General features: G+C 72.5%; 30 protein-coding genes. 20 read left to right on the top strand and 10 right to left on the bottom strand.

The window, feature by feature from the left end:
• Window positions 1-3 precede the first annotated feature (3 nt).
• The 3 genes from ACF1BH_RS19100 to ACF1BH_RS19090 all read left to right on the top strand — a co-directional run bounded on the left by ACF1BH_RS19100 (window position 4) and on the right by ACF1BH_RS19090 (window position 3524).
• Window positions 4-1839, top strand: coding sequence for a cytochrome c biogenesis protein ResB (locus ACF1BH_RS19100; protein ID WP_391643611.1), 1836 nt, complete (start codon window positions 4-6; stop codon window positions 1837-1839).
• Window positions 1836-2990: a c-type cytochrome biogenesis protein CcsB gene (gene ccsB, locus ACF1BH_RS19095; protein ID WP_391643610.1), complete on the top strand. Its 1155-nt coding sequence runs from the start codon at window positions 1836-1838 to the stop codon at window positions 2988-2990. The genes ACF1BH_RS19100 and ccsB overlap by 4 nt, the downstream gene beginning before the upstream one ends.
• A 102-nt stretch (window positions 2991-3092) precedes the next feature.
• On the top strand, window positions 3093-3524 hold the full coding sequence (locus tag ACF1BH_RS19090; protein ID WP_391643609.1) for a VOC family protein: 432 nt from the start codon (window positions 3093-3095) through the stop codon (window positions 3522-3524).
• Between the two features lie 19 nt (window positions 3525-3543).
• Here the strand turns inward: ACF1BH_RS19090 and ACF1BH_RS19085 are convergent, their stop codons facing one another.
• Window positions 3544-4164 (bottom strand): DUF4291 domain-containing protein, encoded by a 621-nt coding sequence (locus ACF1BH_RS19085; RefSeq protein WP_391643608.1) that lies wholly within the window; start codon window positions 4162-4164, stop codon window positions 3544-3546.
• Window positions 4165-4254: 90 nt separating this feature from the next.
• On the opposite strand from ACF1BH_RS19085, the gene ACF1BH_RS19080 reads away from it, so the two are divergent.
• Window positions 4255-4653, top strand: coding sequence for a GNAT family N-acetyltransferase (locus ACF1BH_RS19080; RefSeq protein WP_391643607.1), 399 nt, complete (start codon window positions 4255-4257; stop codon window positions 4651-4653).
• 18 nt (window positions 4654-4671) lie between these two features.
• On the opposite strand, the gene ACF1BH_RS19075 is transcribed toward ACF1BH_RS19080, so the two are convergent.
• A complete protein-coding gene (locus ACF1BH_RS19075; RefSeq protein WP_391643667.1) occupies window positions 4672-5109 on the bottom strand; it encodes a nucleoside deaminase in 438 nt (145 codons plus the stop codon).
• 147 nt (window positions 5110-5256) lie between these two features.
• Window positions 5257-5664, bottom strand: a complete 408-nt coding sequence (locus ACF1BH_RS19070; protein WP_391643606.1) for a PLD nuclease N-terminal domain-containing protein — start codon at window positions 5662-5664, stop codon at window positions 5257-5259.
• A gap of 88 nt (window positions 5665-5752) precedes the next feature.
• Between ACF1BH_RS19070 and ACF1BH_RS19065 the strand changes: the two genes are divergently transcribed.
• On the top strand, window positions 5753-7210 hold the full coding sequence (locus tag ACF1BH_RS19065) for a menaquinone biosynthesis decarboxylase (RefSeq protein WP_391643605.1): 1458 nt from the start codon (window positions 5753-5755) through the stop codon (window positions 7208-7210).
• Window positions 7211-7245: 35 nt separating this feature from the next.
• Complete coding sequence (gene mqnP, locus ACF1BH_RS19060; RefSeq protein ID WP_391643666.1) at window positions 7246-8139, top strand: menaquinone biosynthesis prenyltransferase MqnP; 894 nt, start codon at window positions 7246-7248, stop codon at window positions 8137-8139.
• 102 nt (window positions 8140-8241) lie between these two features.
• Here the strand turns inward: mqnP and ACF1BH_RS19055 are convergent, their stop codons facing one another.
• Together ACF1BH_RS19055 and ACF1BH_RS19050 are read right to left on the bottom strand one after the other, a co-directional pair.
• Window positions 8242-8844 (bottom strand): DUF4870 domain-containing protein, encoded by a 603-nt coding sequence (locus tag ACF1BH_RS19055; protein WP_391643604.1) that lies wholly within the window; start codon window positions 8842-8844, stop codon window positions 8242-8244.
• A gap of 66 nt (window positions 8845-8910) precedes the next feature.
• Complete coding sequence (locus ACF1BH_RS19050; protein ID WP_391643603.1) at window positions 8911-9498, bottom strand: rhomboid family intramembrane serine protease; 588 nt, start codon at window positions 9496-9498, stop codon at window positions 8911-8913.
• 101 nt (window positions 9499-9599) lie between these two features.
• Here ACF1BH_RS19050 and ACF1BH_RS19045 point away from each other — a divergent pair, with 101 nt between their 5' ends.
• The gene (locus tag ACF1BH_RS19045) at window positions 9600-10340 is read left to right on the top strand and encodes a UbiX family flavin prenyltransferase (RefSeq protein ID WP_391643602.1); all 741 of its coding nucleotides are present in this window, start codon (window positions 9600-9602) and stop codon (window positions 10338-10340) included.
• Between the two features lie 52 nt (window positions 10341-10392).
• Here ACF1BH_RS19045 and ACF1BH_RS19040 read toward each other — a convergent pair whose 3' ends face one another.
• A complete protein-coding gene (locus ACF1BH_RS19040; protein ID WP_391643669.1) occupies window positions 10393-10521 on the bottom strand; it encodes a hypothetical protein in 129 nt (42 codons plus the stop codon).
• A gap of 123 nt (window positions 10522-10644) precedes the next feature.
• On the opposite strand from ACF1BH_RS19040, the gene ACF1BH_RS19035 reads away from it, so the two are divergent.
• The 4 genes from ACF1BH_RS19035 (at window position 10645) to ACF1BH_RS19020 (ending at window position 14628) form a co-directional block, all read left to right on the top strand.
• Entirely contained in the window at window positions 10645-11103 is a 459-nt protein-coding gene (locus ACF1BH_RS19035) for an Lrp/AsnC family transcriptional regulator (protein WP_391643601.1), read from the top strand.
• Window positions 11104-11248: 145 nt separating this feature from the next.
• Window positions 11249-12412, top strand: a complete 1164-nt coding sequence (gene mqnE / locus ACF1BH_RS19030; RefSeq protein ID WP_030287665.1) for an aminofutalosine synthase MqnE — start codon at window positions 11249-11251, stop codon at window positions 12410-12412.
• A 171-nt stretch (window positions 12413-12583) separates the two neighbouring features.
• On the top strand, window positions 12584-12874 hold the full coding sequence (locus ACF1BH_RS19025; protein ID WP_391643600.1) for a DUF4229 domain-containing protein: 291 nt from the start codon (window positions 12584-12586) through the stop codon (window positions 12872-12874).
• Between the two features lie 398 nt (window positions 12875-13272).
• Window positions 13273-14628, top strand: a complete 1356-nt coding sequence (locus ACF1BH_RS19020) for a dicarboxylate/amino acid:cation symporter (RefSeq protein ID WP_391643599.1) — start codon at window positions 13273-13275, stop codon at window positions 14626-14628.
• 97 nt (window positions 14629-14725) lie between these two features.
• Here ACF1BH_RS19020 and ACF1BH_RS19015 read toward each other — a convergent pair whose 3' ends face one another.
• Window positions 14726-15601, bottom strand: coding sequence for an alpha/beta fold hydrolase (locus ACF1BH_RS19015; protein WP_391643598.1), 876 nt, complete (start codon window positions 15599-15601; stop codon window positions 14726-14728).
• Between the two features lie 257 nt (window positions 15602-15858).
• Between ACF1BH_RS19015 and ACF1BH_RS19010 the strand changes: the two genes are divergently transcribed.
• From ACF1BH_RS19010 to ACF1BH_RS18985, 6 genes are all read left to right on the top strand, one after another.
• Window positions 15859-16587 (top strand): TetR/AcrR family transcriptional regulator, encoded by a 729-nt coding sequence (locus tag ACF1BH_RS19010; RefSeq protein ID WP_391643665.1) that lies wholly within the window; start codon window positions 15859-15861, stop codon window positions 16585-16587.
• A gap of 531 nt (window positions 16588-17118) precedes the next feature.
• Window positions 17119-19038 carry an AMP-dependent synthetase/ligase gene (locus ACF1BH_RS19005; protein ID WP_391643597.1) on the top strand — a complete coding sequence of 640 codons (1920 nt, stop codon included), beginning with the start codon at window positions 17119-17121 and terminating at the stop codon, window positions 19036-19038.
• A gap of 505 nt (window positions 19039-19543) precedes the next feature.
• Window positions 19544-20044, top strand: coding sequence for a DUF5753 domain-containing protein (locus ACF1BH_RS19000; RefSeq protein WP_391643596.1), 501 nt, complete (start codon window positions 19544-19546; stop codon window positions 20042-20044).
• Complete coding sequence (locus ACF1BH_RS18995; protein WP_391643595.1) at window positions 19969-20181, top strand: DUF397 domain-containing protein; 213 nt, start codon at window positions 19969-19971, stop codon at window positions 20179-20181. Before ACF1BH_RS19000 ends, ACF1BH_RS18995 begins: the two co-directional genes overlap by 76 nt.
• 266 nt (window positions 20182-20447) lie before the next feature.
• On the top strand, window positions 20448-20945 hold the full coding sequence (locus ACF1BH_RS18990; protein WP_391643594.1) for a CchlQ: 498 nt from the start codon (window positions 20448-20450) through the stop codon (window positions 20943-20945).
• Window positions 20946-21007: 62 nt separating this feature from the next.
• Window positions 21008-21778 carry a class I SAM-dependent methyltransferase gene (locus tag ACF1BH_RS18985; RefSeq protein WP_391643593.1) on the top strand — a complete coding sequence of 257 codons (771 nt, stop codon included), beginning with the start codon at window positions 21008-21010 and terminating at the stop codon, window positions 21776-21778.
• Window positions 21779-21865: 87 nt separating this feature from the next.
• On the opposite strand, the gene lysA is transcribed toward ACF1BH_RS18985, so the two are convergent.
• Entirely contained in the window at window positions 21866-23200 is a 1335-nt protein-coding gene (gene lysA / locus ACF1BH_RS18980; protein WP_391643592.1) for a diaminopimelate decarboxylase, read from the bottom strand.
• Window positions 23201-23211: 11 nt separating this feature from the next.
• Window positions 23212-23562, bottom strand: a complete 351-nt coding sequence (locus tag ACF1BH_RS18975) for an SAV_915 family protein (protein WP_391643591.1) — start codon at window positions 23560-23562, stop codon at window positions 23212-23214.
• A gap of 261 nt (window positions 23563-23823) precedes the next feature.
• On the opposite strand from ACF1BH_RS18975, the gene ACF1BH_RS18970 reads away from it, so the two are divergent.
• On the top strand, window positions 23824-24039 hold the full coding sequence (locus ACF1BH_RS18970) for a superinfection immunity protein (RefSeq protein ID WP_391643590.1): 216 nt from the start codon (window positions 23824-23826) through the stop codon (window positions 24037-24039).
• Window positions 24040-24102: 63 nt separating this feature from the next.
• Window positions 24103-24327 (top strand): superinfection immunity protein, encoded by a 225-nt coding sequence (locus tag ACF1BH_RS18965; RefSeq protein ID WP_391643589.1) that lies wholly within the window; start codon window positions 24103-24105, stop codon window positions 24325-24327.
• Window positions 24328-24835: 508 nt separating this feature from the next.
• On the opposite strand, the gene ACF1BH_RS18960 is transcribed toward ACF1BH_RS18965, so the two are convergent.
• The gene (locus tag ACF1BH_RS18960; protein ID WP_030667277.1) at window positions 24836-25039 is read right to left on the bottom strand and encodes a cold-shock protein; all 204 of its coding nucleotides are present in this window, start codon (window positions 25037-25039) and stop codon (window positions 24836-24838) included.
• 271 nt (window positions 25040-25310) lie between these two features.
• Here ACF1BH_RS18960 and ACF1BH_RS18955 point away from each other — a divergent pair, with 271 nt between their 5' ends.
• Complete coding sequence (locus ACF1BH_RS18955; RefSeq protein ID WP_391643588.1) at window positions 25311-26201, top strand: menaquinone biosynthetic enzyme MqnA/MqnD family protein; 891 nt, start codon at window positions 25311-25313, stop codon at window positions 26199-26201.
• Window positions 26202-26360 lie beyond the last annotated feature (159 nt).

Genomic DNA, 26360 nt, shown 5'->3' with positions numbered 1-26360 from the left:
CCGATGTCCACCACGACCGACACCTCTCGCGACGCGGAGTCCGGCGCCCCGCGCGACGGCGACGCGGGCTCCGATCTCGGCGCGGCCGGATCGCAGCTCTCCACCGCCCCCAAGGAGGAGATCAGCTTCCCCTCGCTCGGCCCGATCGGCTGGGTGCGGTGGTTCTGGCGCCAGCTCACCTCGATGCGGGTGGCGCTGCTGCTGCTCTTCCTGCTGTCGATCGGCGCCATCCCCGGTTCGCTGATCCCGCAGACCTCCATCGACCCCGTCAAGGTCGACACCTTCAAGGCCGACCACCCCTCGCTCGGCGGCATCTACGACAAGCTCGGGATGTTCCACGTCTACAGCTCGGTGTGGTTCTCCGCGATCTACCTGCTGCTCTTCATCTCCCTCATCGGCTGCATCGTGCCGCGCACCTGGCAGTTCGTCGGCCAGCTCCGCGGCCGCCCGCCGGGCGCGCCGCGCCGGCTGACCCGGCTGCCCGCCTATGCGACGTGGCGTACGGAGGCGGAGCCGGAGGCGGTGCTCGACGCGGCGCAGCGGCTGCTGAAGAAGCGGCGGTTCCGGGTCCACCGGGCAGGTACGGCGGTGGCGTCCGAGAAGGGGTACCTGCGGGAGCTGGGCAACCTCGTCTTCCATGTCGCGCTGATCGTGATGCTGGTGGCGTTCGCCGTCGGCAGCCTGTGGAAGTCCGAGGGCGGCAAGCTCATCACCGAGGGCGACGGCTTCGCCAACAACCTCACGCAGTACGACGACTTCAAGTCCGGCCCGTTCTACGACCCGGACGCGATGGAGCCCTTCGGCTTCACCCTCAACAGCTTCGACGCGACGTACGAGCGCACCGGCCCGGAGCGCGGCACGCCGCGGACCTTCCGCGCCAACGTCACGTACTACACCGGTGCGGACGGCACGGAACACCGCACCAAGATCGAGGTCAACGAACCGCTCGACATCGCCGGCTCGCGGGTCTACCTCCTCAGCCACGGCTACGCCCCGCAGGTCAAGGTCAAGGACGGCCGCGGCAAGGTCGTCTACGACGGTGCGGTGCCGTTCCTGACGCAGGACCCGAAGAACTTCACCTCCACCGGTGTGGTGAAGGTGCCCGCCGCGCAGACCAAGGACGGCAAGCGCAATCAGCTCGGCTTCCAGGGCTTCTTCGTGCCGACCTTCGGCGGCAAGGGCTCCGGCTCGATGTTCTCGACGTTCCCGGCGCTGGACTACCCGGTCCTCACGCTCACCGCGTACCACGGTGACCTCGGTCTGGACTCCGGGCTCTCGCAGAGCGTCTACCAGCTCGACCAGAAGCACCTCAAGCAGTACAAGGTCAAGGACCGCAAGCTCGCGCAGATGATGCTGCCGGGCGAGACGATGAAGCTGCCGAACGGCGACGGCTCCATCACCTTCACCGGCGTCAAGACCTGGGCCAGCTTCAAGATCACCCACCAGCCGGGCAACGGTCTCGCGCTGACCGGCGCGGTGGCGGCGCTGCTGGGCCTGGCGGCCTCGCTCTTCGTCCAGCGCCGCCGGGTGTGGGTCCGCGCCGAGCCGGGCCCGGACGGCACCACCGTCGTCGAGATCGCCGGTCTGGGCCGCAGCGAGTCGGCCCGGCTCCCGGAGGAGCTGGCCGATCTGGCCGCCGCCCTGACCCCGGACGCGCCGGTCGCCCCGGACGCGGAGCCGGGCGACGCCCCCGGCCCGGACGCCCCGGCCCCCGGCGAGGCCGAGGCCCCCGGCGAGGCGGCGACCCCCGACGAGGCGGCCCCCGCAGGCCCCGAAGACCCGGCGCAGCCCACCGACTCCGCCGACCCCGCTGATCCCTCCGAAGGAGCGCGCGCGTGAACATCGCGGCCGCAGCCAACGAGACACTGGCGCACAACAGCAATCTGCTGGTCTACGGTGCGATGGCCGTCTACACCCTGGCCTTCCTCGCGCACATGGCCGAGTGGGTGTTCGGCAGCCGCAGCAAGGTGGGCCGCACGGCCGCCGCGCTGACCGCCGAGGCGGCGCAGCCCGCCACAGTCACCGTCCGCGCGTCGGCCAAGGGCGGCACCACGGTGCTGGAGCGGCCCGCGGTCGTCACCCGCTCCGCGCCCGGCAGCCGGGACGTCCCCGACGGCCCCGGCGCGGCCGGCGGCACCGAGAAGGGCGACCTCTACGGCCGGATCGCCATCTCCCTGACGGTGCTGGCCTGGGCGCTGCACGTCGGCGGTGTGATCACCCGCGCCCTGTCCGTGCAGCGCGCCCCCTGGGGCAACATGTACGAGTTCTCGACGACGTTCGCCGCCGTCGCGGTCTCCGTGTACCTGATCCTGCTGGTCCTCAAGAAGAAGGTCCGCTGGCTCGGCCTGCCGCTGGTCACCACCGTCCTGCTCGACCTCGGCCTCGCGGTCTCGGTCCTCTACACCGCCAGCGACCAGCTCGTCCCGGCGCTCCACTCGTACTGGCTGTGGATCCACGTCAGCTGCGCCATCATCTCCGGCGCGGTCCTCTACATGGGCGCCGTCGCCACGCTGCTCTTCCTCTTCCGCGACCGCTACGAGGACCGGGTCGCCGACGGCCGGGTCGCCGCGCTGCACGAGCGGCTGGACACCCTGTGCCGCTCCGGCAAGGACAAGCAGGAGTCGACGTTCTGGCTGCGGGTCCGGATCGGCGGCAACGACGTGATGTCCCGGCTGCCCGCCGCCGCCTCGCTCGACAAGTTCGCCTACCGGGTCAACGCCACGGTCTTCCCGCTGTGGACGTTCACCATCATCGCGGGCGCCATCTGGGCAGAGGCCGCCTGGGGCCGCTACTGGGGCTGGGACCCCAAGGAGGTCTGGTCCTTCATCACCTGGGTCGCGTACGCCACCTACCTGCACGCCCGCGCCACCGCCGGCTGGAAGGGCCGCAAGGCCGCCTGGCTGGGCCTGATCGCCTTCGCCTGCTACCTCTTCAACTACTACGGCGTGAACATCTTCGTCACCGGCCTGCACTCGTACGCCGGGGTCTGACACACCCGTACGCACACATCGGAGGCGGTCCCGTCACGGGGCCGCCTCCGGGCGTTTCCGGGAACCCGCGCGGCGGGCCGGGCGCCGTCCTACGGTGGGCGCATGGAGCAACGCATCACCCTGATCACGCTGGGCGTCACCGACCTCGCCCGCGCCAAGCAGTTCTACGAGGCCCTGGGCTGGCGCGGCCAGGAGGTCGAGGAGACCGTGTTCTTCCAGGCCGGCGGGCTCGGGCTGGTCCTGTGGGGCCGGGAGAAACTGGCCGCGGACGCCGGGCTGGCCCCCGGGACACCCGGTGGCTCCGGTGGCATCGCCCTGGCCCACAACGTCCGCTCCGACGCCGAGGTCGATGCGCTGCTGACGGCGGCGGAGCAGGCCGGCGCCACGATCACCAAGCCCGCGGCCGTCAACCCGATCGGCTTCTACGCCGGCGTCTTCACCGACCCGGACGGCCACATCTGGGAGATCGCGCACAACCCGGGCTTCCCGCTGGCGGCGGACGGGACGGTGACGCTCCCGGACTTCGGGGCCTGATGCGGCGCCCGGTCCGCCCTCACGCCGGGGACAGCGCGGGCGTCTCCGGCGGCGCCGGGTAGGGCCGCTCCTCCGGCAGCAGCGCGGTGGCCGCGGCGGTGTCGCCCGCGCGCACCAGCGCGTGGACCTCGCGGGCCAGCGGCGTGACGTCGGTGATGGCGACCGTCCACGCGTCGGCGTAGCGCCGGGCCGCCTCGCCGGACAGGCCCAGCTGGAGCGAGCGGTACGGCAGCGGGCGGAGCGCGAGGTCCCGCTCCGGGTCCCACTGGAGCCGCACCGGCGACGCCGCCAACTGCTGCCGCCAGGCGTCGCGGTCGGGGTGGACGCGCGGGTCGTGGTGGGAGAGGCAGGCGGTGCGGAGCGCGTCGTCGAAGCCCGCGCGGTCGATCTCGACGGCGAGGACCGTCTCCTGACCGGGCTTGGTGGCCCAGCCGCAGCGGTACATCATCCACAGGAACGACGGCTTGATCCACGTCATGCGGTCCCGCTTCCAGGCCGCCGGGAACCGCCCGTCCCGCGCGGCCGGTCCGCCGAGCGACGGGTCGTACGCCTGATAGACGGTGACGGTGTGTGCGGTGTGCCGGGCCCGGACGCGACGCGCCGGCTCCTCGGCGGCGGACCGCGCGGCGGAGAGTTCCATGGGGCCAGGGTGGCCCGGTGGGGCGGGCGGGGTCCAGCGGGTTTCGGTGCGGCCCGGTCCTGCCGCACCGTCCCGCCTACGCTGCGCCCCATGACGTTCACCTACGAATGGCGCGGCGACTTCGGCAACGCGGCCGTCGAGGCCCTGCACGCGGAGGCGTTCGGCCACGGACCGACGGCCACCGACTGGCACGCCCGGCTCCACCGCCACAGCCTCGGCTGGGTCTGCGCGTACCGGGACGGCCGACTGGTCGGGTTCGTCAACGTCGCCTGGGACGGCGGCGTCCACGCCTTCCTCCTCGACACGATGGTCGCCCGGGAGGTGCGCGCGGCCGGGGTCGGCACCGCGCTGGTGGCCGCCGCCGCCAGGGGCGCCCGCGCCGCGCACTGCGACTGGCTCCACGTCGACTTCGAGGAGCAACTGCGCCCCTTCTACCTCGACGCCTGCGGCTTCCGGCCGACGGCCGCGGGCCTCCTCGCCCTGCGCTGACGACGTCCGTCCGGCCCCTCACTCCGCCCCGGCGCCCCCGATGTCCTCCCGCCACAGCTCCGGCCGCTCCTGGGTGAACTCCCGCATCAGCCGGGCGCACTCCGGATCGTCCAGCACCACGATGCGGACGCCGTGGCGGGCCAGCCAGTCGTGGCCGCCGTGGAAGGTGCGGGCCTCGCCGACGACGAGCCGGGAGATGCCGAACTGCCGCACCAGACCGCTGCAGTACCAGCACGGCGAGAGGGTGGTGACCATCGTGGTGCCGTGGTAGCCGGGGCGGCGGCCGGCCGCGCGGAAGGCGGCGGTCTCGGCGTGGGCGGACGGATCGCCGTCCTGGACGCGGCGGTTGCGGCCGCGCCCCCAGAGCGTGCCGTCCGGGCCGTAGAGCGCCGCACCGATCGGCACGCCGCCCTCGTCCCGCCCGGCGCGCGCCTCGGCCAGCGCGGTCGCCAGCATCGCCCGGGCCTGCTCCTGGAGGTGGCGCGGGTCGCCCGGCAGCTCGCGGGCGGGGCGGTCGTCCGTGCCGTCGCGCATCAGCGCGTCACGGTCGCGCGCCCATTCCCGGCGGCCGGAGTCCGAAGGGTCGTCCATGCCGCCAGAGTGTCAGTCCTTCGGCGGCGGCGGGGTCTGGCCGGGGCCGTTCGGAGTGCCGTCGTCGTCGCGGCGGCGCAGCTCCTCCTCGCGGCGGCGCAGATCGGCCTCCCAGTCCTTGAGCCGCGCCTCGTCCTCCGCGTCCGCCTTCTCGCTCTTGAGGGAGTTGAGGAACTCGGGGTTGTCGTCGGGCGCCACCCAGGTGGCCCGGCCGCGCGGCGCGCCGCCGGCGGTCTCGCGGACCTTGCCCGCGACGAGCCAGGCGACCGGCCCGACCAGCACCTCGCCGAAGAGCAGGATGATGAGCACCCAGATGACCTTGGGCAGGCCGCGGATCTGCGATTCGGGGGTGTTCACGCAGTCGATGAAGGCGTAGATCCACAGCGCCAGGATCAGAAGGAACGGCAGATACCTGAGCATGGTGGAGGCGGCCCCCTGGACGCGGCGGCGGGCCCGCTCCGGGGCCCGGTGACCCGTCCAGGGTAGTGCGTACCCGATACTGGGACGTATGGCTTATGACGATCTTCGCTCGTTTCTGCGCGCGCTCGACCGGGAGGGCGACCTCAAGCGCATCAAGGCCGAGGTCGACCCCCATCTGGAGGTCGGCGAGATCGTTGACCGGGTCCAGAAGGCGGGCGGCCCCGCGCTCCTCTTCGAGAACGTCAAGGGCGCGGCGATGCCGCTGGCCATGAACGTCTACGGCACCGACCGCCGCCTGCTGAAGGCCCTCGGACTGACGTCGTACGGCGACATCAGCGACAAGATCGGCGGACTGCTGCGGCCCGAGCTGCCGCAGGGCTTCGTCGGGATGCGCGAGGCGTTCGGCAAGCTCGCCGGGATGACGCACGTCCCGCCGAAGAAGGTCAAGGGCGACGACGCGCCCGTGCAGGAGGTCGTGCTCCGCGGCGACGACGTCGACCTGGACGCGCTCCCGGCGCTCTTCACCTGGCCGAAGGACGGCGGTTCCTTCTTCAACCTGGGCCTGACGCACACCAAGGACCCCGAGACCGGCATCCGTAACCTCGGTCTCTACCGCCTCCAGCGTCACGACAAGCGCACCATCGGGATGCACTGGCAGATCCACAAGGACAGCCGGAACCACTACCAGGTCGCCGCCCGCCGCGGTGAGAAGCTGCCGGTCGCCATCGCCTTCGGCTGTCCCCCGGCCGTGACGTACGCGTCGACCGCGCCGCTCCCCGGCGACATCGACGAGTACCTCTTCGCCGGGTTCCTCCAGGGCAAGCGGGTCGAGATGGTCGACTGCAAGACCGTCCCGCTCCAGGTCCCGGCGCAGGCGGAGGTCGTCATCGAGGGCTGGCTGGAGCCCGGCGAGATGCTGCCGGAGGGCCCGTTCGGCGACCACACCGGCTTCTACACGCCGCAGGAGCCGTTCCCGGCGCTGACGATCGACTGCGTGACGATGCGGAAGCGGCCGCTGCTCCAGTCGATCGTGGTGGGCCGCCCGCCGACGGAGGACGGGCCGCTGGGCCGGGCGACGGAACGCTTCTTCCTGCCGCTGCTGAAGATCATCGTCCCGGACATCGTCGACTACCACCTGCCCGAGTCCGGCGGCTTCCACAACTGCGCGATCGTCTCGATCGACAAGAAGTACCCCAAGCACGCGCAGAAGGTCATGCACGCCATCTGGGGCGCCCACATGATGTCGCTGACCAAGCTGATCGTCGTCGTCGACGCCGACTGCGACGTCCACAACCTCCACGAGGTCTCCTGGCGCGCCCTCGGCAACACCGACTACGCCCGCGACCTGACCGTCGTCGAGGGCCCGGTCGACCACCTCGACCACGCCTCCTACCAGCAGTTCTGGGGCGGTAAGGCGGGTATCGACGCGACGAAGAAGTGGCCCGAGGAGGGCTACACCCGCGACGGCGGCTGGCCGGACATGGTCGAGTCGGACGCCCGGACGGCGGCGCTGGTCGACCGCCGGTGGAAGGAGTACGGCCTGTGAGCAGCGAAGCCCTCCCCGGCGACGGCGGCACGCCGCTGCCCGCCGCGCCCCCGCGGCCCGGCCGGACCAAAGCGTTCCTGCGCCTGGTGATGATCGAGCACTCGGTCTTCGCGCTGCCCTTCGCCTACATCGCGGCGCTGACCGCGATGTACGAGGGGGACCGGAGCATCCACTGGGGCCGGCTGCTGCTGGTGACGGTGGCGATGGTCGGGCTGCGGACGTTCGCGATGGCCGCCAACCGCATCATCGACCGTGAGATCGACGCCCGGAACCCGCGCACCGCCGGCCGTGAGCTGGTGACCGGCGCGGTGTCGGTCCGCTCGGCGTGGACCGGCGCGCTGATCGCCGTCGTCGTCTTCCTGGGCGCGGCGGCGCTGCTCAACCCGCTGTGCCTGGCGCTGGCGCCGGTCGCGGTGGTGCCGATGGTGGTCTATCCGTACGGCAAGCGGTTCACCAACTTCCCGCACGCGATCCTCGGGCTGGCGCAGGCCATGGGGCCGGTCGGGGCGTGGCTGGCGATCACCGGGAGCTGGTCGTGGGACGCGGTGATCCTGGGCCTGGCGGTCGGGGTGTGGATCGGCGGCTTCGACCTGATCTTCGCCTGCCAGGACGTGCAGGCCGACCGGGCGCACGGCGTGAAGTCCGTCCCGGCCCGCTTCGGCATCCCGGCGGCGCTGCACGGCGCCCGCGTCTGTCACGCCGTCACCACCGCGCTGCTGGTCTGGTTCGCCCTGTCCACCGGCGCCGGGGTGTTCTTCTGGGCCGGCCTGGTGATCGTCGCCGGGGCGTTCCTCTACGAGCACACGATCGTCCGGCCGCACGACCTGTCGCGGCTGAACCGCGCGTTCTTCAGCGTCAACGGCTTCATCGGCATCGCGCTCTTCGTCTGCGCCCTGGCCGACCTGGTGGTCCGCGGCCTGACGGTGTGACGGGACGGGAACGGCGTACGGCCCGGAGCAGTTGGCTCCGGGCCGTACGTGTGTCCGCGGGCGGCCGGCCCGTCCGTCACCGCAGGGGCGGCCGGGCGGGGCTCACGGCTTGAGCATCGGCCAGGCGACCAGGCGGGGGTAGGACCACCACTCGCCGCGGTTGGCCTTCGTCGTGGCGATGATCGAGCAGATGACGCTGCTGAGGCCGTAGCCGCCCATCATCACGACCACCGTCAGCATCGGGATGGCGAGCCCGGAGGAATCCAGCTGCTCCGGGGTGGCCACCATGCCGTAGACGATCATCGTGCTGAAGTAGAGCACGGCGCCGATGACCGCCATGATCGCCTGGGTGAGCCCGAAGTTCAGCGCCTCGGTGGTGTGGTGGCGCAGGTACGGGTCGTGCTTGTTGCGGGAGTCGTTGCGCATCGACATCGGGCCGATCCAGCCGAGGAACGCGCCGATCCCGCAGCAGATCGCCGATCCGGCGGTGACCGTCAGCAGCGCGCTCAGATGCGCCCACATCGCGGTGGAGTGGGACGGCGCGGACGGTGGCTGCGGCGCGTATCCCGGGCTCGGGTACGGCCCGGCGGACGGATAGCCGTAGCCGCCGGGCGGGGCGGACGGCTGCTGCCATCCCTGGGCGCCGTAGGGCTGCTGCGGCGGGCCCTGCGGGCCGTAGCCGTAGCCGGGCTGCTGGTCGGACATCTGCTCACCCCGTCGAACTGCGGCCGGGCGGTCGTCCCCGCCCGGCGCTCTGCCTCTACCGAGAGATTACGGGACGGGTCCGACAGCGGGACGGGCGGTGCGCTGCGGCAGGGCGCGCAGCAGGAACGCGGCGAGCACCCCGCCGGCCAGTCCGAAGAGGTGGCCCTGCCAGCTGACGTCCCCGGCGCCGGGCAGCACGCCCCACAGCAGCGAGCCGTAGACGACCAGGACGCCGAGACCGATGAGGACGTCGGGCAGGGAGCGGTCGGTGAAGCCGCGGACGAGGAGGAAGCCGAGGATGCCGAAGATGACGCCGGAGGCGCCCGCGGTGTTGCTGTGCGGAAAGGCGGTCAGCCAGACGCCGAGTCCGCTGACGACGGTGATCAGCGCGACGACCTGGAGGAAGCGGCGGACACCGAGGCGGAGCGCGGCGAGGAAGCCGAGGACGAAGAGCGGCAGGGTGTTGGCGGCGAGGTGGTCGAAGCCGAAGTGGAGGAAGGCGGCGGGCACGATGTCGGCCAGCTCGGACAGCTCCCGTGGCCGGATCCCGAAGGTGTCGAGGGCGTGGCCGCTGACGGTGTCGGCGATCTCCAGGATCCACAGGAGGGCGGTCCAGCCCAGCATCAGGAAGAGCGCGGGCTTCGCTCGGCTCATCGTCCGGCCTCCTCGGTGCGGTGGCCCGCCCGGGCGGCGGGGGTTCTCCGGGGAGAACGGCCGTGACGGGGCCGGTGGTTCCGCCGGATAGGGTCGATGTCGTGGAGTTCACGCCCAGCGACACCAGTTCATCCGGCGCCCCGGAGCCGGCTCCCGGCCCGCGCCGCCCGTGGGTCGTCGGGGTCTCCGGCGCCTCCGGCACGCCGTTCGCCGCCTCGGTGCTACGCGCATTGCTCGCCGCGGGGGAGGCGGTGGATCTGGTGGTGAGCCGGGCGTCCCGGCTGACGCTGCTGGACGAGACCGGCATCGCCTTCCGCGACGCGCACTGGAAGGCGGACCTGCGGCAGTGGCTGGCGCGCGGTGCCGACGGCGGGCCGGAGACGTTCCCGGTGACCGAGGCGGACCTGGCGGATGTGCGGTGCTGGCCGGCCGGGGATCTGGCGGCGGGCCCGTCGTCGGGTTCGTATCCGGCGAAGGGGATGCTGATCGTCCCGGCGAGCACGGCGTGCGTCGCCGGGGTGGCGCTCGGACTCTCGAAGGATCTGCTGCAGCGGACGGCGAGCGTGACGCTCAAGGAGCGGCGGCCGCTGGTGGTCGCGGTGCGGGAGACCCCGCTGAGCGGACCGACGCTGAAGCAGCTGGTGGCGCTGGACGAGGCGGGCGCCGTGGTGCTGCCCGCCTCTCCGGCGTTCTACGCGGGGGCGACGCACATCCAGGATCTGGTGGACTTCGTCGCCGGCCGGGTGCTCGATGCGGCGGGTGTGCCGCACGGCCTGTACCGGCGCTGGGAGGGGGAACTGGGGCGGGCCTCCCGCGAGGAGGGCCCCGGTGTCCGTCGGTGAGGGGTCCGCGGGGGTCGGTCCGGCCGGTGGCGCGGCGCCCGCGGGGCGCGGATCAGCGCTTCTTGGCGGCGCGCAGCGTACGGCGCCGGGCCCGCTGGGCGGCGGGCTGGTGAGCACGGGAACGATTGGCCCGGTCCTGCAGCTCGCGCATGCGGGCGTAGGCCATCTCGATCGAGTACACGGTGACAACTCCTGTGAAGATCGTCCTTGATCATTTGAGAGAATCACAGGGCATCGGGCCCTGTATGCCTTAGATTCTACATGCAGGACTCGAAAATTCATAAAGATTGGAAGGCTTGAGGGCATGGACGCGGTGGATAGGCAGCTCATCCAGGCACTTCGCGAAAACGGGCGGGCCTCGTACGCGGAGCTGGGCCGGCTCGTCGGCCTCTCCGGGCCCAGCGTCACGGACCGCATCAACCGTCTGGAGGCGGCCGGAGTGATCACCGGCTACCGCGCGACGATCGACGCCAAGTCCCTCGGGCTCGGCGTCACCGCGCTGGTCGGTATCTCCCTCTCGGACGCCGCCGACCACGAGGACGTGGCCCAGCGGCTGCGCGACCTGGAGGAGATCGAGGACTGCTGGTTCATCGCCGGGGACGACTCCTACATGCTCAAGGTCCGCGTCGGCGACGTCGACGGCCTGGAGACCACGATCCGGCGGCTCTCCGGCACCAAGGGCGTCTCCCGTACGCGCACCACGATCGTGCTCTCCACCAAGTGGGAGAACCGCGTCGGCGAGCTGCCCGAGGAGACCGCGTAGCAGACACCGGGAGGGCGGCGGGCCGTCAGGGGTCTCCGCCCTCGCCGGGGCCGGGGGAGTAGGCTCGGTCCGGCTCGTTCGCAGGGCCGGAACGGGACAGACACGGACACGGCAGGGACTGGGAGGCGACCGGATGGCTGCGTCGATGGATGCGGGGCTCAAGCGCGAGCTGGAGGCGAAGGTCCACGCCGGCGAGCGGCTGACCCGCGAGGACGGCATCGCCCTCTACGAGTCCGACGATCTGGCGTGGCTGGGCGGTCTCGCCCACGAGGTGCGCACCCGTAAGAACGGCGACGTCGTCCACTTCAACGTCAACCGCCACCTCAACATGACGAACGTGTGCACCGCGTCGTGCGCCTACTGCTCGTTCCAGCGCAAGCCGGGCGAGAAGGACGCGTACACCATGCGCATCGAGGAGGCCGTCCGCCTCGCCAAGGCGATGGAGAACGACAATCTCACCGAGCTGCACATCGTCAACGGCCTGCACCCGAACCTGCCGTGGCGCTACTACCCGCGCTCCCTCAGCGAGCTGAAGAAGGCGCTGCCGAACGTCTCGCTGAAGGCGTTCACCGCCACCGAGATCCACCACTTCGAGACCATCTCCGGGCTCTCCGCCTCCGAGATCCTCGACGAGCTGATCGAGGCGGGCCTGGAGTCGCTGACCGGCGGCGGCGCGGAGATCTTCGACTGGGAGGTCCGGCAGCACATCGTCGACCACCGCACCCACTGGGAGGACTGGTCGCGCATCCACCGCCTCGCGCACGAGAAGGGTCTCAAGACCCCGTGCACGATGCTCTACGGCCACATCGAGGAGCCGCGCCACCGCGTCGACCACGTGCTGCGGCTGCGTGAGCTCCAGGACGAGACCGGCGGCTTCCAGGTCTTCATCCCGCTCCGCTACCAGCACGACTTCGTCGACATGCAGGACGGCAAGGTCCGCAACAAGCTCCAGGCGCGGACGACGATGGCCACCGGCGCCGAGGCGCTGAAGACCTTCGCCGTCTCCCGGCTGCTCTTCGACAACGTCCCGCACGTCAAGTGCTTCTGGGTGATGCACGGCCTCCAGACCACCCAGCTGGCGCTCCAGCACGGTGCGGACGACATGGACGGCTCGGTCGTCGAGTACAAGATCACGCACGACGCGGACAACTACGGCACGCCCAACAAGCTGACCCGTGAGGACCTCCTCGACCTGATCCGCGACGCCGGCTTCCGCCCCGTCGAGCGCAACACCCGCTACGAGGCGATCCGCGAGTACCCGGGCCCGGACCCGGACCGCCGTGAGTCGCCGCAGGCGATGCGCGTCTGACGTCGTTCACCGACAACGCCCCCCGGCTCCGGCCGGGGGGCGTTGTCCGTGGTCAGCGGCGTGCGGCCCGGGGTGCGGCAACGGCCGCCGGGGCCACGGAAGATCGTCCCTGGCGCTGTGCTTGACTGGTTGGCGACCCTTTGGTTGCCGTTGAGAAGAAGGTTCCGCACCGTGAGCAGCCCCAAGTACGCCACACTCCGCTACACCGCGCTCCGCCTCGGCCTCTTCCTCGCCTGCTTCGTGGTGGCCTGGGGGCTCGCCTGGCTCGGGGTCATCCCGCTCGCGACCAAGGGTTCGCAGGTGATCTGGCTGCTGCTGGTCGCCATCGTGGTCTCCGCGCCGCTCAGCCTGGTGCTGCTGCGCAAGCAGCGGGACGCGATGTCCGTGCAGATCGTCGACAAGGTCGACCGGCAGCGGGAGCGGCTGGCCGCCAACCGCAGCCAGGAGGACGGTCTCCTCTGAAGCCGCCGGGCCGCCCGCCGGCCCGTCCGCCGCGGGTGTCGGACACCTCACACCCGCCCGCGCCGTCCCGGACGCCCCGCCTCGGAATTTCCTTTCCGTGGCGGGGCGTTCGGCTTGTGTGACCGGTTCCGTGGGCGACGAGACCAAAGATTTTCTTTGGGTTCCTCAAAGCTTGAGTGTTAACGTAATCGACATGAAGACAGCAGCCGCGCACACGTTCCCGCCGGGCATCCGGCTCGTGGCGCGCCTGCACGTCGATCTTTGCCGCCGTGTCTCCGCGGCCTGTTGCCGCCGCTGACCTCTGAGCGGCCGGAGATCCGCGTACGGACCTCCGGGCGGCCTGACGCCCCTTCACCTCTGCACCTCACCCAAGCCTGACCTGCCCAGGAGTGTGTCCGTTGTCCACGCCTTCCCCGTCTTCCGAGACCGCCGCACCCGCGAGATCCCGCATACCGAAGATCCCGTTCTGGGTCCAGATCCTGGCCGGTCTGGTCCTCGGCGTCCTGCTCGGCTGGGTCGCCAAGAGCGGTGACGTCGCCTGGCTGAAGTCCACGCTGGAGCACGTCGGCGACCTCTTCGTACAGCTGCTGAAGCTCGTCGTCGCCCCGCTGGTCTTCTTCGCGATCCTGGTGTCGATCACCAACCTGCGGCAGGTCAACAACGCCGCCCGGCTCGCCACCCGCACCCTGCTGTGGTTCATGGTCACCTCGCTGATCGCCGTCGCCATCGGCCTCGCGATCGGCCTGCTGACCAACCCCGGCGCCGGCACCGGCCTCACGCCGAAGGACGGGCAGGCGCCCGAGCACGCCGGTTCCTGGATCGACTTCCTGACCGGCATCATCCCCACCGACGTCATCACGCCGTTCACCGAGCTGAACGTCATGCAGATCGTCTTCATGGCCGCCGTCGCCGGTATCGCCGCCCTCCAGCTCGGTGAGAAGGCCGACCCGGTCCTCAAGATCAGCCGCTCCGGGCTGGAGCTGCTGCAGAAGGCCCTGTGGTGGGTCATCCGCCTCGCCCCGATCGGCACCGTCGGCCTCATCGGCAACGCCATCGCGGCGTACGGCTGGAACCTCATCGGCAAGTACGCGACGTTCACCGTCGACATCTACGTCGGCTGCGCCCTCGTGCTCTTCGGCGTCTACCCGCTGCTGCTGTCGACGGTCGCCAAGGTCAACCCGGTCCAGTTCTTCAAGGGCGCCTGGCCCGCGATCCAGCTGGCCTTCGTCTCCCGCTCCTCGGTCGGCACCATGCCGGTCACCCAGAAGGTCACCGAGCGCCTCGGCGTGCCCAAGGAGTACGCGTCGTTCGCGGTGCCCTTCGGCTCGACGACCAAGATGGACGGCTGCGCCTCGATCTACCCGGCCATCGCCGCGATCTTCATCGCCCAGATCTTCGATGTGCCGCTGGGCATCGGCGACTACGTCCTGATCGCCTTCGTCTCCGTCATCGGCTCGGCGGCCACCGCCGGTCTGACCGGCGCCACGGTCATGCTGACCCTGACGCTGTCCACCCTGGGCCTGCCGCTGGAGGGCGTGGGCCTGCTGATGGCGATCGACCCGATCGTCGACATGATGCGCACCGCCACCAACGTCGCGGGCCAGTCGGCGATCCCGATCATCGTCGCCGCCAAGGAGAAGATCCTCGACCGCGAGGCGTACGCGACCGCCCACGGCAGCACGCTGGAGGCGGACGCGGGGAACGTCGCCGCCGAGCAGCCCGCCCCGGTGCCCGCCGCGGCAGCCGCGAGCTGATCCGCCCGCGCGGGCCGTCCGTCCCCCGGCCCGCGCGCGAAACCGGCGCCCCCGGAACCCCACGGTTCCGGGGGCGCCGTCGTCGTACGGGCGCGGCTCAGGCCACCGCCCCGGTGTGCGCCAGTATCGCCGCGGCGAGCGGGCCCTGGACGGCCGGCGGCAGGGCGTGGCCCATCCCGGGGATCTCCGTGACCCGCACGGCGTTGAGGCACTGCGCGAGGTGCTGCGGATGCGGCGGCGGGAACACCGGCTCGGCCGGGGCCACGATCGCCTGCACCGGGACGCGGTTGGCGGCCAGCTCCTCGGTGCGCAGCAGTCCGTCGGGGTTCGCGCGGGAGTGCGCGCTCGGCGGGGTGTACGTCCCGGTGTGCGCGATGATCCGCCGCTCCAGCTCCCGGTACCACTCCGGGTCGAAGGGCAGCTGCCCGCCGGCGAGCAGCCGCCAGTGCTCGACGCGCCGGTCCAGTTCGGCCGCCTCGCCCAGGTCCTCGACCGGCCGCGCCCAGAACTCCAGAATCTCCGGTGCGATGGCCGGCAGCTCCTCGGCGGGCGTTTCGGTGCCGTCCGGCGCGGTGTACGGGCGGGTGCTGAGCGCGTTGGTGCCCATCAGGGTGGCGGAGGCGACCCGGTCGGGGTGGTCGGCGAGGACGAGCTGACTCAGCATCCCGCCGAGGGAGAGCCCGGCGAGGTGGGCGCGGGCGATGCCCAGTCCGTCGAGGACGGCGACGACGTCCTCGGCGAGGACGGAGACCGGATACGGATCGGTGTCGAACGACCAGGTGGAGCGGCCGGTGTCGCGGTGGTCGTAGCGGATCACGCGGTGGTGTTCGGCGAGCGCGTCGACGAACGGCTCGGGCCAGCCGATGCCGGACGCCTGCGCGCCCATGACCAGCAGCAGCGGCGGCGCGTCGGCCGGACCGCGCTGCTCGGTCCACAGGCGGATGCCGGGGGCGGCTTCGACGTACTGCTGCATGGGGGACCTCCGGGGTCGGATGCGGGAAACGGGTGTGCGGGCCCGTCCGCAGGCAGGGTGCGGCGGCGCCAGGCGAGACGTGGCGTCTCGCTTCGCGACGAGACGTATCGTCTCGTTAAGTGGAGAAGGCGTCAAGGGAATGGGTGTGCGAGCCGAAGATCGTAAACTTCGGTGCGGTCGAGGGGTGGGACGGAAGGGTGTTCGGCGTGGGTGCGGTGAAGGGGAAGCGGGTGCCGCGTGCGGTCCGCGAGCAGCAGATGCTGGACGCGGCGGTGATCACCTTCGCCCGGCACGGCTACCGCGCCGCCTCGATGGACGGCATCGCGGAGCTGGCCGGCGTCTCCAAACCGCTCGTCTACCTCTATCTGCACTCCAAGGAGGAGCTGTTCAGCGCGGTCATCCGGCGGGAGGCGGCGGCGCTGGTCGCCGCGGTGACGGCGGCGGTCGAGCCGCACGCGCCGGCCGACCGCCAGCTGTGGAGCGGCCTGACCGGTTTCTTCGCGCACACCGCGGCGCACCCCGACAGCTGGGCGGTGCTCCACCAGCAGGCGCGCACGCAGGGGGAGCCGTTCGCGCACGAGGTGGCCGCGATGCGCGCCGGGCTGGTCGACTTCGTGGCCGACCTGATCGGCGCCGCGGCCCGCGAGTCGGAGTGCGCCGCCGAACTGCCCGAGCGCGAGGTGGCCGGCCTCGCCCACGCCCTGGTCGGCGCGGCGGAGTCACTGGCCGAATGGGCCAACGTCCCTCCGCAGGGCGCGGGTCCGGACGGTGCCGCCCCGGCGGACCCGCGGGCGGCGGCGGAGCGCACGGCCGCCACGCTGATGAACTTCGCCTGGACCGGGCTGCACCGGATGATGGCGGGGGAGCGGTGGGGGGCTGCGGCCGGAGCTGGAGCCGAGGCCCGAGCCGGAGCCGAGGCCGGAGCCGGAGCCGAGGCCGGGGCCGGAGCCGAGGCCGGGGAGCGACGGCCGGGCGCCGACGGCTGAGGGGTGCCGGGTGCCCCGGCGCGTGCGGGGAGTTGAAGAGTCGCCGGGCCTGTCGGGAATCCGCCGGGTATCTGCGGTTGCCCCGCCGGCGAGCCCGGTGAGCCACCGGCCCTGCCGGGAATCCGTACACGAAGGCGGTCGCCAGGCATTGGCCCGCGCGTCGACCTCACGTAAATTTACCGAGAAGTAAGGTTACCGGCCGGTCGGTGCGGCGGTGATCGGTGCGATGCTGCCCGGAGGCGGCGCCGAGACCGGCATCGGCCTCGCCGACTCCCCGGAAGCGGAGGGGAAGGGGCGCCTCCCGGCCGCCCTGCCACGGGAGCCGAACCGGCACCACGCGCACCCCCTCCGCCCCACCCGACCGCCCCGCTCCCCGCACACATCCCCCGCATCCCCACCCCTCGCACCACCCCTCCCCACGTAGCGCACCCGGCCACGTCCCGCGTTCGTCCCCGCGTACGCGGTGGTGGCCGCCGCCCGTCGGGTCCGTCCGTGCCCGGCGGCGACTCCACCACCGACGAGGAGCCGCCCGTGTCCAGCCAGGATTCCGCCCCGCCCCCGACCGCCGAGCCCGCGTTGACGGTCCACGACGGCACCGTCCGCGAAGTCGCGCTGCCCCCGCTGGTGGCGCCGCCCGCCCGCGGTTCCCTGGGCGACCTGCCGTTCGTCAACGCCGCCCAGGCGCCCGGGGCGGTCGCGCTGGCCCGGCGGCAGGCCGACGGCGGCTGGTCCGACCTGACCTGCGCGGCGTTCGCGGACGAGGTACGGGCCGTCGCCAAGGGCCTGATCGCCCACGGGCTGCGCCGCGGCGACCGGCTGGCCCTCATGGCCCGTACCACCTACGAGTGGACCCTCATCGACTGCGCCGCCTGGGCCGCCGGACTGATCACCGTCCCCGTGCACCCCACCGCCTCCGCCCACCAGGTGGCGTGGATCCTCCACGACTCCGGGGCCGCCGCCTGCGTCGTGGAGAGCGTCACGGAGACCCGGCTGATCACCGGCGTCCGCGGCGGACTGCCCGGCCTCGTCCACCTCTGGCAGTTCGACACCGGCGCCGTCGCCCAACTCGTCGCCGCCGGGCGGGAGCTGCCCGACTCGCTGGTCGACGAGCGGCGCGCCGCCACCGGCCCGTCGGACCTCGCCACCCTCGTCTACACCTCCGGCACCACCGGCCGCCCCAAGGGCTGTGCGCTGACCCACGGCAACGTCCACGCCGAGATCGACAACGCGGTGGCGCTGCTGGGCCCCGTCCTCCGCCCCGACGGTGCCGAACCGGCGTCCACCCTCCTCTTCCTCCCCCTCTCCCACGTCTTCGGCCGGATGGCCGCGCTCGTCTGCCTGCGCGCCCGGGTGCGCCTCGGCCACGCGCCCAGCCTCCGGACCGCCGACCTCCTCGCCGACCTGACGCACTTCCGCCCGACGTTCCTCTACGCCATCCCGTACGTTCTGGAGAAGGTCTGCCGCACCGGGCGGGCCGCCGCCGAGGCCGCGGGCCGGGCCGCCGCCTTCGACCGGGCGGTCCGTGTCGCCCGCGCCTACGGGGAGGCCGTCGCCGCCCGCGACCGGGGCACCGGAAAAGGGCCGGGTCCCGGCCTGAAAGCGGCCCGCCGCCTCTACGAGCCGGTGGCCTACCGCCCCTTCCGTGACGCCCTGGGCGGCCGCGTCCGCCATGTGATCTGCGGCGGCGCCCCGCTGGACCGCGGCCTCGCCGGCTTCTGCGCCGGCGCCGGCGTCGCGATCCTGGAGGGCTACGGCCTGGCCGAGACCTGCGGCGCCACGACCGCCACCGCACCGCTGCGGCCGCGCCCCGGCACCGTCGGACAGCCGCTGCCCGGCAGCGCCGTACGGATCGCGGACGACGGTGAGGTGCTGGTGCGCGGCGGCCAGATCTTCGCCGGTTACTGGGAGGCGTCCCGCGCCGCGGCCGTCCCCGCCACCGACGGCTGGTTCGCCACCGGCGACCTCGGCGCCCTGGACCCGGACGGCCACCTCACCCTCACCGGCCGCAAGACGGACATGATCGTGACCACCGGCGGCAGGCGGATCGCCCCGGCGCCCCTGGAGGACCGCGTCCGGGCACACCCCCTGATCGCCCACTGCCTGGTCACCGGCGACAACCGCCCCTACGTCACCGCGCTCCTCACCCTGGACCCCGAGGCCCTGCCCCACTGGCGCCGCACCGCGCGGAAGCCGGACCTCCCGCTCGCCGCCCTCGCCGGCGACCCGGACCTCCGCGCCACCCTCCAACGCGCCGTCGACGACGCCAACCGCCTCGTCTCCCGCCCGGAGTCGATCCGCCGCTTCGCGGTCCTCCCCGTCGAGTTCACCGAACGCGCCGGCCATCTGACACCGTCCCGCAAGCTCCGCCGCGCGGCGGTGACGCAGCAATTCGCCGACCGCATCGAGGAGTTGTACGAGGAGCCGTACGAGGAGGGGCCTGGGCCTGGCTGACCCCCGGGGCGGCCCGGCGCGGCCCCTGCGGCCCGGGCGCGCCCCGTACGCCCCGGTCGGGCGGCCCGCGCGAGCCACCCGGAGTGACCCACGCGACCTGACTCCTCCGTAAGAAACCCGCTACCCCCTATGGAGCCATTCCGCGCGGCGCGTCAGACTGGAACCCCGTGTCACTTCTGTGGGGGAGGTGGCACGGGGCTTTCTGTGGCGCTGGAGGGACGGGACATCCCCCACCCGCCCCCGCGTCCCCGCACCCGTCCCCCAGGTGGCGCCGCAACTCCCGCCGCACACTGCGGACTGCCCCCGGCACGGCCAGCAGCTCCAGCAACAGCGTCGTCCTCACCGCACCGCGGCCTTCAGCAGCGCGGCGGCGAGCCGGAGCGCAGTCGTGCTGTTGCACCGCCCGAGCGCGACCAGCGGCATGTGGTGGGCCCCCGCGAACGCCACCAGATCCACTAGGGCCAGCCGGGCCGGTCTTCCTCGCTACTACGCCAACATCCCGGAGTTGGAGAAGAACGCGGCGACGGTCGAGGACTGGGCGCCTTCCGTCTTTCCCGGCCTGCTGCAGACCGAGGCGTACGCGCGAAAGCTCAGCGCGACGGCGATGCCGTGGGAGGAGGACGAGGAGATCGAGGCCAAGGTCAGTGCCCGGATCGGGCGTGCGGCCTTCTGGAAGCAGCAGGATCGCCCTGCGTACTGGGCGATCCTGCACGAGGGGTTGATCCGTCGGCCGTTGGTCACGCCCGGGGAGATGGCCGAGCAACTGGATCACATCGTCGACGTCATCCGGGCCAGCAAGAGCGTTGTCCAGATCCTTCCGGAAACGCTGGTCGCACATCCGCTGATGATGGCCATGGCCAAGCTTCTGACGACGCCGCCCACTGGCGGAAGAGCAGCCACAGCAACGGTGATGGCGGCCACTGCGTCGAGGTGGCAGACGGATTCCTCGGGGCCGCCCACTGGCGTAAGAGCACCTACAGCAACGGCGACGGCGCCGACTGCGTAGAGATCGCCGACAACCTCCCCGGCATCGTCCCCGTTCGCGACTCCAAGGCGGCACCGGGTGGGCCCGCGCTGGTGATCCCGGCGGGCGCCTGGCACCGGTTCGTCACGGCGGTGAAGGGCGACGGGTTCGGCGCGTAGGGCCGACCGGTGAGGTGCCGCCGATCGAGGTGGCGCTCTGGCTGACGAAACCGGCCCGCCAGGTGCGGGCCACACCTGGCGTGACGTGTTCGCCGAACCGGGCGCGGAGCGATCTGCCCTGTCCGCTGCGGGGCCCGGCGGTCGCAGGGGATTCCCCGCTGCCCCGGCCCTGAGTAGATTCGCCCCGATGTTCTGATCATTTACGGGGGCGGGGCGGTATGGACTGGGGGACGCTCGCGGGGGCGGTCAGTGGTGGGGCGTTGGCGATGGCGGGGACCGTGCTCGCCGATCGGCTGCGGCACCGGTACGAGGCCGATCGGGGGACCGGGGAGCGGCGCCGGGCCGTGTATCTGGAGTTCATCACGGCGGCGGAGGCGTGCCATACGCGGTTGCGGGCGCTCGCCAAGGATGCCGGGGCCGGCGATCCGGAGGCGGCCGGGCGGGCGGCGCTGAGCGAGGCGGGGATCTACGAGGCGCGGGAGCGGCTCTTCCTGGAGGCGACCACCGGGGTGGCCGGTGCCGGGCAGGCGATGTTCGAGCGGCTGCGGGCGGTGCAACGCGCGGTGTCGGGCGGCGCCGGGACGGACTCGGCCGCCTTCCACGACGCCCACCACCCCTACATCGGCGCGGTGTGGGCCTACCGCGTCGCCGTACGCGAAGAGTTGGAGGGGCAACCGCTCGCGCCCGCCGATTTCGGCTGGGGCCGGTGGGACGGTACGGACCGGTGCCCGAGGTGCCGGGAGGCAGCCGCGGCGGGGGCGTGAACGGGGGCGCGTCGTACGGGAATTCCGGCCCGTGGCGCCGGGCGGCGGGGGATGCTGGGGCGATGAACGAGGTGACCGGCCGGGAGCGTTCCCAGGCGTTCGAGGCGGATGCCGTCCACTATGCGGCGAGCAGGCCGTCGTATCCGCCCGCGCTGCTCGACTTCGTGGCGGAGTGCCTGGGCCGTTCCTTGGCGGGCGCCCGGGTCGCCGATGTCGGGGCGGGCACCGGGATCGCGACCGCGTTGCTGCGGGAGCGCGGCGCCGAGGTGATCGCGGTGGAGCCGGGGGCGGCGATGGCGGCGGAGCTGCGGCGGGCGTTGCCGGAGGTGCCGTTGGTGCGGGGCGACGGCAATGCGCTGCCGCTCGCGGATGCGAGCTGTGATCTCGTGACGTATGCGCAGTCCTGGCAGTGGACCGACACCGCGCGGTCCGTACCGGAGGCGCGGCGGGTGGTGCGGCCGGGCGGGGCGCTGGCGGTCTGGTGGAACACCACCGCCTTCGACGTGCCGTGGCTGGCCGCGCAGCACGAGCGGATCGCCCGGCACTGCGGGACGGTCCCGCGGTCCGCGGCCCGCCCCGACGACGCGACGGCGGTCCGGCTGGCGGGCCTCGCGGGACTGCGCGTCGCCCGGCGGCTGCTCCCCTGGGGGCGGACCGTGGCGCTCGACACGCACCTCTCCAACATCGGCAGCCGCTCGGCCCTCCTCGTCCTCGAACCGGCCGCGCGCCGCGCTTTCCTCGCCGCGGAGCGCGCGCGGTTGGACGCGGAATTCCCCGGCGGGGCGGTCGAGGAGCGGTACGTGGTGGATGTGCTGGTGGCGCGGGAGCGGTGAAGGGCGGAACGCGCCGGGCGAGGGACGGCACGGCGCCGGGGCCCGGCACCGCACCGCACCGCCCCCGGCGCCGGGCGGCGGCCCCCGCTACACCCCCACATCCCTCCGCTGCACGTCCTCCAGGGACTCCCGCCGCACCAGCAGCCGGGCCTCGCCCTCGCGGACCGCGATCACCGGGGGGCGTCCGACGAGGTTGTACCCGGAGGCCATCGAGAGCTGGTACGCCCCGGCGACGGGGACGGCCAGCAGGTCGCCGGGGTGGATGTCGGCGGGCAGCGGGACATCGGCGGCGAGGATGTCGCCCGCCTCGCAGTGCCGGCCGACGACCGTGGTGGGCCGTACGGCGGCCTCGGGGCGGCGCCCGACCAGCCGTGGCGCGTACCGCACGCCGTACAGCGCCGGGCGCGGGTTGTCGCTCATCCCGCCGTCGACGGCGACGAAGGCCCGGCCGCCGGTGTCCTTGACGGCGAGGACGCGGTAGAGCGCGACGCCCGCGGGCCCGGCGACGGCCCGGCCCGGTTCGATGAGCAGGCGGGGCACGGTCAGTCCGGCGACCGCGCAGCTCTCGACGAGTTCGGCGCGCAGCCGCCGGGCCAGCGTGGTCAGGTCGAGCGCCGGGTCGCCGGGGCGGTAGGCGATGCCGTGACCGCCGCCCATGTCCAGCTCCGGCAGGGCCACGCCGTGGGCGTCGCGGACCCGGGCCATCAGGCCGACGACGCGGCGCAGCGCCGCGAGGTAGGGCCGCACGGAGGTGATCTGGGAGCCGATGTGGCAGTGCAGGCCGGTCAGTTCGAGCTGCGGTTGGCCGAGGATCCGGGCGATGGCGTGCTGTGCGGAGCCGTCGGTGAGGGAGAGGCCGAACTTCTGGCCGTCGGTGCCGGTGCGGATCTTCTCGTGGCCGCCGGCGGAGATGCCGGGGACGACCCGCACCATCACCTTCTGGCGGCCCTTGGGCCCGACGAGGGCGGCGAGGCGGGCGATCTCGGACGGGCTGTCGATGACGATCCGGCCGACGCCGAGCCGTAGCGCGCTGTCGAGGTCGCGGGGCGATTTGGCGTTGCCGTGCAGCACGATGCGGTGCGGGGCGAAGCCGGCGGCGACGGCGAGTTCCAGCTCTCCGGCCGAGCAGACGTCCAGGCCGAGCCCTTCCTCGTCGATCCAGCGGACCAGGGCGCGGCAGAGGAACGCCTTGGCGGCGTAGTGGACGTCGGCGTCGGGGAACGCGTCGCGGTAGGTGCGGCAGCGGGACCGGACCTCCGCCTCGTCGAGGACGTAGACGGGGGTGTCGAAGCGGCGGGCCGCTTCGGTGAGGGGGACGCCGCCGACGGTGAGGTCGCCGTCGGGCAGGCGGGTGGTGGTGGACGGCCAGACGGACAGGTCGTCGGCGTCGGCGGGGAGGAAGGGGAGGGCCGCGGTGGTCATGGCGGCGCCTCTCAGACGGTCCGGGCGGCGCGGCGGGCGGGCTGCGGCGGGACGCTCGCGCAGGCGCGTGGGATGGCGCGGGGCGCGGTGAACGTCGGGTCGACGGTCAGTCGCGGGGTGCCGGACGGGGCGGTGAGGGCGCGCAGCGCGGACTCGGAGAGCCGGATCCAGGGCTGGGTGGCGCCGAGGGTGGCGGCCAGCCGGGCGGGGCTGGTGAAGCCGACGGCGGTCCGGGCGCCGAGCGGGGTGCGGAACAGGCGGAGTGCGGGCCCGGTTGCTCCCGGCCGGACGGGGACGCAGAGCAGTCCGGCCGGGGACGGTTCGTGCGGCTCGGCGTCGTCTTCGTACGAGTACAGGCACATGCGTCGGTCCTCCGAGGTGTCGGGTGGCCCCGGACGCGGGGAGGCCGCCGGGGCGCATCGAAGGTATCCCCGGGCGCGGCGGCCAACGGCCCTGTCCTGACGCGTCCTTGACGGTGGGTGGCCCGGCTCTTGCGGATCGCTGACGGGGGCGGGAGACGGCAGGTGACCGGGGGCGCTTCCTGGAAGCCCGTGTTAAGACCCGGCCGGTACGGTGTGCTCACGTCAAGAGCAGGTCAGCGAGTGGGAAGAGTGGTGCACAAGGTGTTCAGCGACGTAGGGCCCTTGCTGGCCGTTGTGCTCGCGGTGGTGGCGTTGGTGATCTTCCTGATCCCGACGTACGTCGCCTTCCACCGCAAGGTGGAGAACCGCTGGCTGGTGCTGGGGATCAACGTGGTGTTCGGCGGCACGCTGGTGGGCTGGGCGGCCGCCCTGGCCCTGGCGACACGGAAGCCGGCCGTGCAGCAGCAGGCCGCGTGAGGGTGTGACCGGGGCGCCGGTGCGCCCACGGGCAAGTGGTACGAACCGGAAGTGTGAGGCGAAATGATCGACCATCTGCGGGCTCTGACGCCCTTCATGGCCATAGTGCTCGCGGTGCTGGCGTTGCTGGTCTACCTGCTGCCGACGTACGTGGCCTTCCACCGCAAGGCGGAGAACCGCTGGCTGGTGCTGGCGATCAATGTGCTGCTCGGCAGCTCCCTGGTGGGCTGGGTGATCGCCCTCGTCCTGGCGACACGGAAGCCGGCCGTGCAGCAGCAGGCGGCGTGACGGTGTGAGCGGGGCGCGGGTCCCTGCCGGAGGGGCGTGACGGCTCCGCCCCGGGGCGCCCGCCCGGCGTCGCCCGTGGGGCCCGCCCGGTGGCGTCGGCCGGCCGGAATCATGACGGAACCCTGACAGAAAGGCCCGGCGGAAGAACTGCGGCCGAGGGGGCCGCCCGGAAGATTCCGCGGAACGCGGAACGGGTTCCGGGAACTCACGGAATTCCGGTGGGCGCGGGCGTCGGCTGACTCGGGAGTCAGGAAATCCTCCGCCGTCGGGCCGACGGATGCAGATCCGTTTCCGCGCCCGATTCCCCGGCTGTTTCCGTCCGGTACATGCCCGGTTTGTGCGCCGTATGTCGCCGTGTCGGCACGGGGAATCGGAAATCTCGTACCGGCCGGTGGAAAAACCGAAAAAAGCAGGAGCCCCACTCTCCGCCGAAGGGGCGGGGCGGGGCTCCTTGGGTACTGCTCTTGAGAACTCCTACCAATGGCCGTTACCGGCCGACCCGGGCAACTCAGGCCGGGGTGACGTTCTCCGCCTGCGGGCCCTTCGGGCCCTGCGTGACGTCGAAGGTCACCTGCTGGTTCTCCTCCAGGGAGCGGAAACCAGAGGCGTTGATCGCGGAGTAGTGGACGAAGACATCCGGGCCGCCGCCGTCCTGGGCGATGAAGCCGAAGCCCTTTTCAGCGTTGAACCACTTGACGGTTCCGGTAGCCATAAGCCCTCCTTGGGCCAAAGGGTTGCCCTGCTCCAGAACCTGCAAACAAGTCTGAAAACGACAAAAGCCTGCGGGTTACATGCTCCGCAGGCTCTGTACTGCAAGGGAAACCAAACTGCAACTTGCGCTGAGCGTAGCATGGTGCGCTCGTGCGGTGGAAGAGCCAAAGATCACGTTTACCCGAAGGGGTCAGGAGCACCCATCCGGCGCCCGGGGAGCCATATGCGCCCCCGCCGTGCCGGTTCCCGACCCACGGGTCTAGCCTCCGCATGTGGACAATTCAACCTTTGGAGACGCCCCCGCCGAAGCCGCTGCCGAGGCCCGTCGCAGCCGGCCGCGGGTGGGCCACATCCAGTTCCTGAACTGCCTGCCCCTTTATTGGGGCCTCGCCCGTACGGGCACGCTGCTGGATCTGGAGCTGACCAAGGACACCCCGGAGAAGCTCAGCGAGCAGCTGGTCCGAGGGGAGCTGGACATCGCTCCGGTCACCCTCGTGGAGTTCCTGCGCGCCGCCGACGACCTCGTGGCCTTCCCGGACCTCGCGGTCGGCTGCGACGGCTCGGTGATGTCCTGCGTGATCGTCTCGCAGAAGCCGCTGGACCAGCTGGACGGCGCCCGGGTGGCCCTCGGGTCGACGTCGCGCACCTCGGTGCGGCTGGCGCAGCTGCTCCTCGCCGAGCGGATCGGCGTCACGCCGGACTACTTCACCTGCCCGCCGGACCTGGGCCTGATGATGCAGGAGGCGGACGCCGCCGTCCTGATCGGGGACGCCGCGCTCCGCGCCAACCTCCACGACGGGCCCCGGCTCGGCCTTCAGGTCCACGACCTGGGGCAGATGTGGAAGGAGTGGACGGGGCTGCCGTTCGTCTTCGCCGTCTGGGCCACCCGCCGCGACTACCTGGCGCGCGAGCCGGAGGTCGTGGAGAAGGTCCACGAGGCGTTCCTCGCCTCCCGGGACCTGTCGCTGGAGGAGGTCACCAAGGTCGCCGAGCAGGCCGCCCGCTGGGAGTCCTTCGACGAGACGGTCCTGGAGAAGTACTTCACGACGCTGGACTTCCGCTTCGGCCCGGACCAGCTGCGCGGCGTCACCGAGTTCGCCCGCAGGGTCGGTCCGACCACCGGTTTCCCCGCCGATGTGACGGTGGACCTCCTGGGCCGCTGACCGCCCGGCCGCCCGGCGCGCGCCGCACCGCCGCGCGCCCCTGACGTCACCGGGACGCGCCCCTGACGTCCGCCGCCCGGCCCGCCTCCCGCCGTCCGCCCGGCGGGAGGCCCCCGGGCCGCCCCGGACCCCTGGCGTAGGCTGGGCCGGTCCGTCAAT

Source organism: Streptomyces sp. NPDC014733 (genome assembly GCF_043083385.1).
In the GTDB taxonomy this organism is placed as follows: Bacteria; Actinomycetota; Actinomycetes; order Streptomycetales; family Streptomycetaceae; genus Streptomyces.
Note: the sequence above shows the minus strand (reverse complement) of the source record. Positions and strands in the feature narration are given on the sequence as shown.

Excerpts from the sequence above, each read along its gene's own strand:
- ACF1BH_RS18975 (WP_391643591.1), bottom strand. The coding sequence starts at position 23,562 with ATGTGCCTGTACTCGTACGAAGACGACGCCGAGCCGCACGAACCGTCC.
- ACF1BH_RS19100 (WP_391643611.1), top strand. The coding sequence starts at position 4 with ATGTCCACCACGACCGACACCTCTCGCGACGCGGAGTCCGGCGCCCCG.
- ACF1BH_RS18960 (WP_030667277.1), bottom strand. The coding sequence starts at position 25,039 with ATGGCTACCGGAACCGTCAAGTGGTTCAACGCTGAAAAGGGCTTCGGC.
- ACF1BH_RS18965 (WP_391643589.1), top strand. The coding sequence starts at position 24,103 with ATGATCGACCATCTGCGGGCTCTGACGCCCTTCATGGCCATAGTGCTC.
- ACF1BH_RS18985 (WP_391643593.1), top strand. The coding sequence starts at position 21,008 with ATGAACGAGGTGACCGGCCGGGAGCGTTCCCAGGCGTTCGAGGCGGAT.
- ACF1BH_RS19035 (WP_391643601.1), top strand. The coding sequence starts at position 10,645 with ATGGACGCGGTGGATAGGCAGCTCATCCAGGCACTTCGCGAAAACGGG.
- ACF1BH_RS19075 (WP_391643667.1), bottom strand. The coding sequence starts at position 5,109 with ATGCTGGCGACCGCGCTGGCCGAGGCGCGCGCCGGGCGGGACGAGGGC.
- lysA (WP_391643592.1), bottom strand. The coding sequence starts at position 23,200 with ATGACCACCGCGGCCCTCCCCTTCCTCCCCGCCGACGCCGACGACCTG.
- ACF1BH_RS19070 (WP_391643606.1), bottom strand. The coding sequence starts at position 5,664 with ATGCTCAGGTATCTGCCGTTCCTTCTGATCCTGGCGCTGTGGATCTAC.
- mqnE (WP_030287665.1), top strand. The coding sequence starts at position 11,249 with ATGGATGCGGGGCTCAAGCGCGAGCTGGAGGCGAAGGTCCACGCCGGC.
- ACF1BH_RS19080 (WP_391643607.1), top strand. The coding sequence starts at position 4,255 with ATGACGTTCACCTACGAATGGCGCGGCGACTTCGGCAACGCGGCCGTC.
- ACF1BH_RS18990 (WP_391643594.1), top strand. The coding sequence starts at position 20,448 with ATGGCGGGGACCGTGCTCGCCGATCGGCTGCGGCACCGGTACGAGGCC.
- ACF1BH_RS19085 (WP_391643608.1), bottom strand. The coding sequence starts at position 4,164 with ATGGAACTCTCCGCCGCGCGGTCCGCCGCCGAGGAGCCGGCGCGTCGC.
- ACF1BH_RS19015 (WP_391643598.1), bottom strand. The coding sequence starts at position 15,601 with ATGCAGCAGTACGTCGAAGCCGCCCCCGGCATCCGCCTGTGGACCGAG.
- ACF1BH_RS19090 (WP_391643609.1), top strand. The coding sequence starts at position 3,093 with ATGGAGCAACGCATCACCCTGATCACGCTGGGCGTCACCGACCTCGCC.
- ACF1BH_RS19065 (WP_391643605.1), top strand. The coding sequence starts at position 5,753 with ATGGCTTATGACGATCTTCGCTCGTTTCTGCGCGCGCTCGACCGGGAG.
- ACF1BH_RS19055 (WP_391643604.1), bottom strand. The coding sequence starts at position 8,844 with ATGTCCGACCAGCAGCCCGGCTACGGCTACGGCCCGCAGGGCCCGCCG.
- ACF1BH_RS19050 (WP_391643603.1), bottom strand. The coding sequence starts at position 9,498 with ATGAGCCGAGCGAAGCCCGCGCTCTTCCTGATGCTGGGCTGGACCGCC.
- ACF1BH_RS19010 (WP_391643665.1), top strand. The coding sequence starts at position 15,859 with ATGCTGGACGCGGCGGTGATCACCTTCGCCCGGCACGGCTACCGCGCC.